Here is a 5,855-nt window from a genome sequence, read left to right on the forward strand (position 1 = left end):
TAAAGTGGCGAACATCCGCTCGTATTCGGCCTGCGCTAAGGGGGTGGCCATGCCATCGGCGGCATTGAGCCGTGCCAGAGGGGCAACCCGATAGACGCCGCTGTCTACGCCATCGACAAAGCCTTTCCAGCCAACTGCCTTGAGGTACGGGAACTTGATGTAGCTCCACGGCTCCACGTGCTCGGCTATGTGGGCCAGGTAGTCGCGCGGCGCGAATTTGACAAACTCTTTGCCGGTGGGGTCCACGACTCTAACCATGCCGTCGTAGAAGTTGACCCGGTTCTTCTCGTCCACCAGGCCCATGTAGTAGGTCGTGTGTTTGTACACATCGCCCACCACGACGTCAAGATAGGCCTTGTTCTTCAAGACGATGTCATCAAAAGCCTTGAGGGCGAACTGGGCAAAGGCGACTGCGTCTTTGCCAATCCGGATGTATTCCTCGCGGTCTTCTTTGGACACACCTTTGGACACTCCGCCCGGCAGATTGCACACCGGGTGGATGACCCGGCCGCCCTGCTTGGTGATGACGCTGCGCAGCCGCTTGCGGATGTCGATCACGGTCTTGCCGGCTTCCAGGCCCACTTGCTGAATGACGCCGAGAATGTTGCGTTGCCCGGGTGGAGCCTTGGGGCCGACGATAAAGTCCGGCCCGCCCAAGAAGAAGAAATGCAGGGCATGGTCTTCCGCCATGAAAGCCGAGTTGATCAGCTCCCGGATCTTCTTTGCTGCCGGTGGAGGGTCGGCCTTGTACAGGTCGTCCAACGCCTTTCCTGAGGCCATGTGGTGCGTGGTGGGGCAGACGCCGCAAATCTTTGGGGTGATGCGCGGCATCTCTTCGGCAAGGCGCCCTTCGGCAAACTTCTCGAAGCCGCGCAACTCGGGAATTTGCAGAAACGCCTTGTCGACGTTGCCCTCGTCATTCAGGAAGATTTCGATCTTGCCGTGGCCTTCCAGCCTGGTGATGGGGTCGATGGTCACTCGCTTAGGCATGTGCAGCCTCCATCTTCTTGCGCCGGAGGATGGACTTGGGCAAGCTGTACATGTAGAACAGTCCTGCCGGGTCGATCACGCTGTCCATGATCCTCTCCACCTCTGCGGGGTCATTGGCATCGACGATGGACGCCAGCGCGGAGAGGAACTTTGCCCCCATGTCGATCACGCCCTTGGTCGGTCCAAAACAGCCGCGGCAGGGCATGTTGGCGTTGATGCACCGTTCACCACAACCGCCACGTGTTGCCGGGCCTAAGCAGATAATCCCTTGTGCCAAGAAGCACTTGGTCGTGTCCACGGGAACGAGCGAGACGCGCTTGATCTCCTTGATGGAAATCTTTTCCGGCTTGGTCTCGTTCAGCGCGCAGGTATCGCACAGGGCCTTGGGTGGAGCAAGCACCTCCCCCTTTTCGGGTAGTTCACCCTTGAGGATTGCAGTCACCGCATTCATGATGAGGTCTGGAGGGGGAGCGCACCCTGGCAGGTAGTAGTCGACGTCGATGACCTGGTCAAGGGTGCGCACGGTGTCGTAGAATTCCGGAAGGTGGAGCTCGCCGTACGGGGTCTGGACCCGCGTCTTTGGCAACACCTGCTCTGGGTTGACCACCGAAGGCACCTCTTTGTAGACTCGCGTGAAGATGCTCTCGCGGTCCCAGAAGTTTGCTAAGCCAGGAACCCCTCCCAAATGAGCGCAGGAGCCGAACGCCACCACGAGCTGCGACTTTTGGCGCAACAACTTGGCCATCTCCTCCTGCTCTTCGGTGCGCACGGCCCCGTTGATGAAGGCGACGGCAATCTCCCCATCGCCCATCGCCTTCACATCGGCCTTCTTGAAATCCAAAGCGACCGGCCAAAAGACGATGTCGACTGCCTCCACGACCTTGAGAATGTCCTCGGCCAAATCGACGACGGCCTCCTCGCACCCGCCGCACGAGGCGTTCCAGTAGAATGCAACCTTTGGTTTGGCCATAACCCTATTCCCTCGCTGAGCTGATGATACTGCGCCGGCAAACCTCCTTGTGCGCCTACCGCAGTGTTCCATGGTAGACAGAGGTCAGCTGTCTCTTGCGCACTTCTGGATTCGAGTAATCGGGGAGCAACATGGGGGCCACGCGGTCGGTGACGATGCCTGCCTCCTCCAACTCGCGGTGGTAAGCCACCACGTGGTCGAGGGTGAGGGCGCCGTCCTTCGGCCCACTTTTCACGTATTCAGCGGCGCTCACACCAGCGATGCGCCCAAAGACGGTCACGTCGAGCAGTGAGTTGCCCATCAGGCGGTTCTCGCCGTGTACGCCACCGGTGACCTCACCTGCCGCATACAGGCCAGGTACGCAGGTCTCGCACTTGCTGTTGATTTCCAGCCCGCCGTTTTGGTAGTGCAAGGTCGGGTAGATGAGCATCGGCTCCTTGGAGATGTCGATGCCGAAACGGCGGAACAGGATTGCCTTGCCCGGAAACTCCCTTTTGACGGTACCTTCTCCCATGAGGAGATCAATCATCGGGGAGTCGAGCCACACGCCCACTTTCCCGGTCGGCGTGCGGATGCCCTTGTTCACCTCCGGGGAACATTCCCTGATCACGCAGGCAGACTCCACGTCGCGGGGCTCGCGCTCGTAGACGAACTGCTCTCCGTCGATATTCACCAGGTTTGCTCCGGCGCCGCGGAACTTTTCGGTGATGAGCAACCCTTCTGCTTGTTCTGGGAAGACCGCACCGGTTGGATGGTACTGCACCGTGTGCAGAAAACAGATGGGCACTCCGGCCCGATAGCCGAGGACGACGCCGTCGAACGTGGCGCCGTAGTGGTTGGTCGTCATGAACTTTTGCACGTGTAGACGGCCGCTACCGCCCGTGGCCAAGATCACCGCCTTGGCCTTGACCAGGTGGTACTCCTCGGTCTCGAGGTTGTAGAGAATTGCGCCGGCGCAGTGGCCATGCTCGTTGAGCACCAATTCGACTGCCGGGCTGAACTCGAGCACCTTGATCTCCGGATGGTTGCGCACCTCGTCGCGCAGGGTGCGCATGATTTCCGCTCCGGTGATGTCGCCGGCATAGTGCATGCGCTTGCGGCACGTGCCCCCACCGTGCATGGACTGCAGGCGTCCGTCCGGGAACTTGGTGAACATCATGCCCAGGCTTTCCAGCCATGCCAGAACTTTCGGCGCTTCGGTCACCAAGGTGTAGACGAGCTCGGGGTCATTGGTGAAGTGGCCGCCGCCCATGACGTCCAAGTAGTGGTAGTAGGGCGAGTCTTTTTCGAGCTTGCTGGCACCCTGGATGCCACCTTCGGCCATCATGGTATTGGCGTCGCCGTTGCGCAGCTTGGTCGCGATGATGACGCGGGCGCCACGTTCGTGCGCCATCAGCGCGGCGGCATTGCCCGCACCTCCTGCGCCGATGATGAGTACGTCAGTCTCGTAGTGGACCTCGCTGAGGGGAAAGCGCGTTGGGTCAATCCTGCTGCGGGCCTCCAGAAGGTCGGCGTATTCGTGGGTGATGGCGTATCCCTTGCTTGGCCCCACCTTCAGTTCCCGCCGGGTCCCTTCGATATAGTCTGGGTGATACTTGCGGAGGATTTCCGCACGCTTCTCAACGGGTATGGCTGGGAACTCTTCCCCCCTTTTCTTCCTCTCCACACGCGCCGGCCGAGTCTTTTCCACGACCTTGATCAGTTCTCGCAACTCGGGCGTATATGGCATATTGATCCTCCTATGACCACAGGTGTAGGCGTGGCGGCAGCGGTACCCTCCGGGCGATCTTGCTCCGCCTGGCAAGGTGCGGGGCTACAGGTGCCGTGTATCTTGCGGCACCCAGGACTCATCGCTCATGTCGGGTTCCACTTCGCGCTCCCCGTACAGCTTCTTCAGCACGTCCTTCGGCGCCTTCATAAGCTCACGCAAGTCTGCCTCGTAACGGCCCTCCTCGATCTGCTTGACGCGCTGGGCGAGGTGTTCTGCACGGGGGGCAATGTACTTGCCGTACAGACGGCGGCAGAGGATGGCCACGTTGTACTGCACCTCCTCTGCCGGGCAGCGTGCCGCGCACAGGCCGCACATGACGCAGTCGAATGACAGTTTGGCCACGGCTTCGATGTTGCCCCGGATTGCCTCGGAAATGTACTGCATCACCTCGATGTCCATTGGGCAGCTGCGCGTGCAGGTATTGCAGCCAATGCACTTGAATATTTCCGGGTAGAGCTTGGCCACTTCGCTGCCCACGGGGCGCAGTTTCTCCAGGTCGTAGACGGCCTTGTTGGCCGGGAAGAACGGAATCTGCGTCAGGTACATGTCCGGCTCAACGACCGTCTGGCAGGCGAGGCCCACCTCGATGCGGTAGCTGCCGGGTTTGCGATACACGGTGGCGCAGGCGCCGCAAATCCCACCACGGCAGCCGCACCCGCGAATGAGCTGGTAGCCGGCGTACTCCAACGCCTTTTGGATGGTCAGACTGGAGGGAACCTCGTATCTCTTGCCCATGATGTAGATGGGCACCAGGTCGCTTCTCTGTTGGGCACTGCCCTCAGCCATTCCGAAGCCTCCTTTGTCACACCTGCAACTTCAGGGGCCCTAAGGCCCGGATCTGCGCGGTGAACTCATCCATGGTCTGGGCGAATTTCCGCCCCTCGGCAGCAGAAATCCACTCGAGGCGCAGGCGGCCGTCCTCGATACCCAACTGCTGCAGCATTTTCTTCATGAGGGTGACGCGGCGTAAGGTCTTGTAGTTGCCTTCCTGGTAATGACAATCCCCCGGATGGCATCCGCCAAGAAAGACGCCGTCCGCGCCGCTCTTGAAAGCCCAGAGCACGTGCTGGGGATCCACCCGGCTGGAACAGAGGAAGCGGATGTTGATCCCGTTGGGCGCGTACTTCATGCGCGAGGTGCCGGCAAGGTCCGCACCGGCGTACGTGCACCACTTGCAAAGGAAGCAAATAATCTTCGGCTCGAACATATCTACTCCATCAGGCTGACGGTGACCATCTCCTCGATCTGGACATCAGTGAGGTTGCGTTGCTGCGTTGCTCCTGACGGACAGGCGGCCACGCAGGCACCGCACCCCTCACACAAGGCTTCCTTGACAACGGCGATCCCTTTTTCTTTGTCGAACTCCCTGGCCTCGTATGGGCACACGGGAATGCACATATGGCAGCCGCTGCAGAGATCCTCGTCCACAAAGGCGATGGTCGGCTCGTGGGCCATCGCCTCTTGCGAGAAGACGCCGATGACCTTACTGGCCGCCCCACTGGCCTGGGCGACGGCCTCGGGGATGTCCTTGGGAGCCTGGGCACAACCGGCCAGGAAGAAGCCGGCGGTCATGCTCTCCACCGGCCGCAATTTCGGATGCGCTTCCAGCAGGAAACCCCCGTCGCTGCAGCCGACTTTGATGCGCTTGACGAGCTCGTCAGTGCCCACGCTGGGAATCATGGCGGTCGCCAGCACCACCATGTCGGCAGCGATCTCCACCTTGCGGCCGGTCAGGGTGTCGGCGCCCCAGACCATCACCTTGTCCCCCTCCTGGAAGATCTTGGCTACCTTGCCGCGGAGGAAGATCACCCCCTCTTCGTCGATGGCGCGCTGGTAGAATTCCTCGTAACCCTTGCCATTGGTGCGCATGTCGATGTAGAAAACGTACGGCTGCCCATCAGGCACTGCGTGCTTGTAGAGCATGGCATGCTTGGTGGTGTACATACAGCAGATCTTTGAGCAATAGGCCTTGTGCAGCTCGGGGTCGCGTGAACCGGCACATTGCACAAAGACTACTTCCTTGGGCACCGTCCCGTCCGAAGGGCGCCGAATCTGGCCAGCGGTGGGACCGGAGGCGGAGAGCAGCCGCTCGAATGCCAACCCGTCGATGACGTCCTTGATCTT

6 protein-coding genes are annotated in these 5,855 nt (G+C 60.5%); all 6 read right to left on the reverse strand.

The genetic code is table 11. The annotated features are described in order from the left end of the window. A partial coding sequence (locus H5U38_15125) for a nickel-dependent hydrogenase large subunit (protein ID MBC7188356.1) occupies window positions 1-990 on the reverse strand: 990 nt, incomplete at its 3' end. Beyond that, window positions 983-1,960 (reverse strand): oxidoreductase, encoded by a 978-nt coding sequence (locus tag H5U38_15130; protein MBC7188357.1) that lies wholly within the window; start codon window positions 1,958-1,960, stop codon window positions 983-985. The genes H5U38_15125 and H5U38_15130, both read right to left, overlap by 8 nt. A 55-nt stretch (window positions 1,961-2,015) precedes the next feature. Continuing rightward, window positions 2,016-3,689 carry an FAD-binding protein gene (locus tag H5U38_15135; protein MBC7188358.1) on the reverse strand — a complete coding sequence of 558 codons (1,674 nt, stop codon included), beginning with the start codon at window positions 3,687-3,689 and terminating at the stop codon, window positions 2,016-2,018. Window positions 3,690-3,773: 84 nt separating this feature from the next. After that, complete coding sequence (locus tag H5U38_15140) at window positions 3,774-4,517, reverse strand: 4Fe-4S dicluster domain-containing protein (GenBank protein ID MBC7188359.1); 744 nt, start codon at window positions 4,515-4,517, stop codon at window positions 3,774-3,776. A 16-nt stretch (window positions 4,518-4,533) separates the two neighbouring features. Next, window positions 4,534-4,938 carry a hydrogenase iron-sulfur subunit gene (locus tag H5U38_15145; GenBank protein ID MBC7188360.1) on the reverse strand — a complete coding sequence of 135 codons (405 nt, stop codon included), beginning with the start codon at window positions 4,936-4,938 and terminating at the stop codon, window positions 4,534-4,536. 2 nt (window positions 4,939-4,940) lie between these two features. Continuing rightward, a partial coding sequence (locus H5U38_15150) for a CoB--CoM heterodisulfide reductase iron-sulfur subunit A family protein (protein MBC7188361.1) occupies window positions 4,941-5,855 on the reverse strand: 915 nt, incomplete at its 5' end.

It is taken from the genome of Calditrichota bacterium, from assembly GCA_014359355.1.
Classification (GTDB): Bacteria; Zhuqueibacterota; Zhuqueibacteria; order JANLFK01; family Oleimicrobiaceae; genus Oleimicrobium.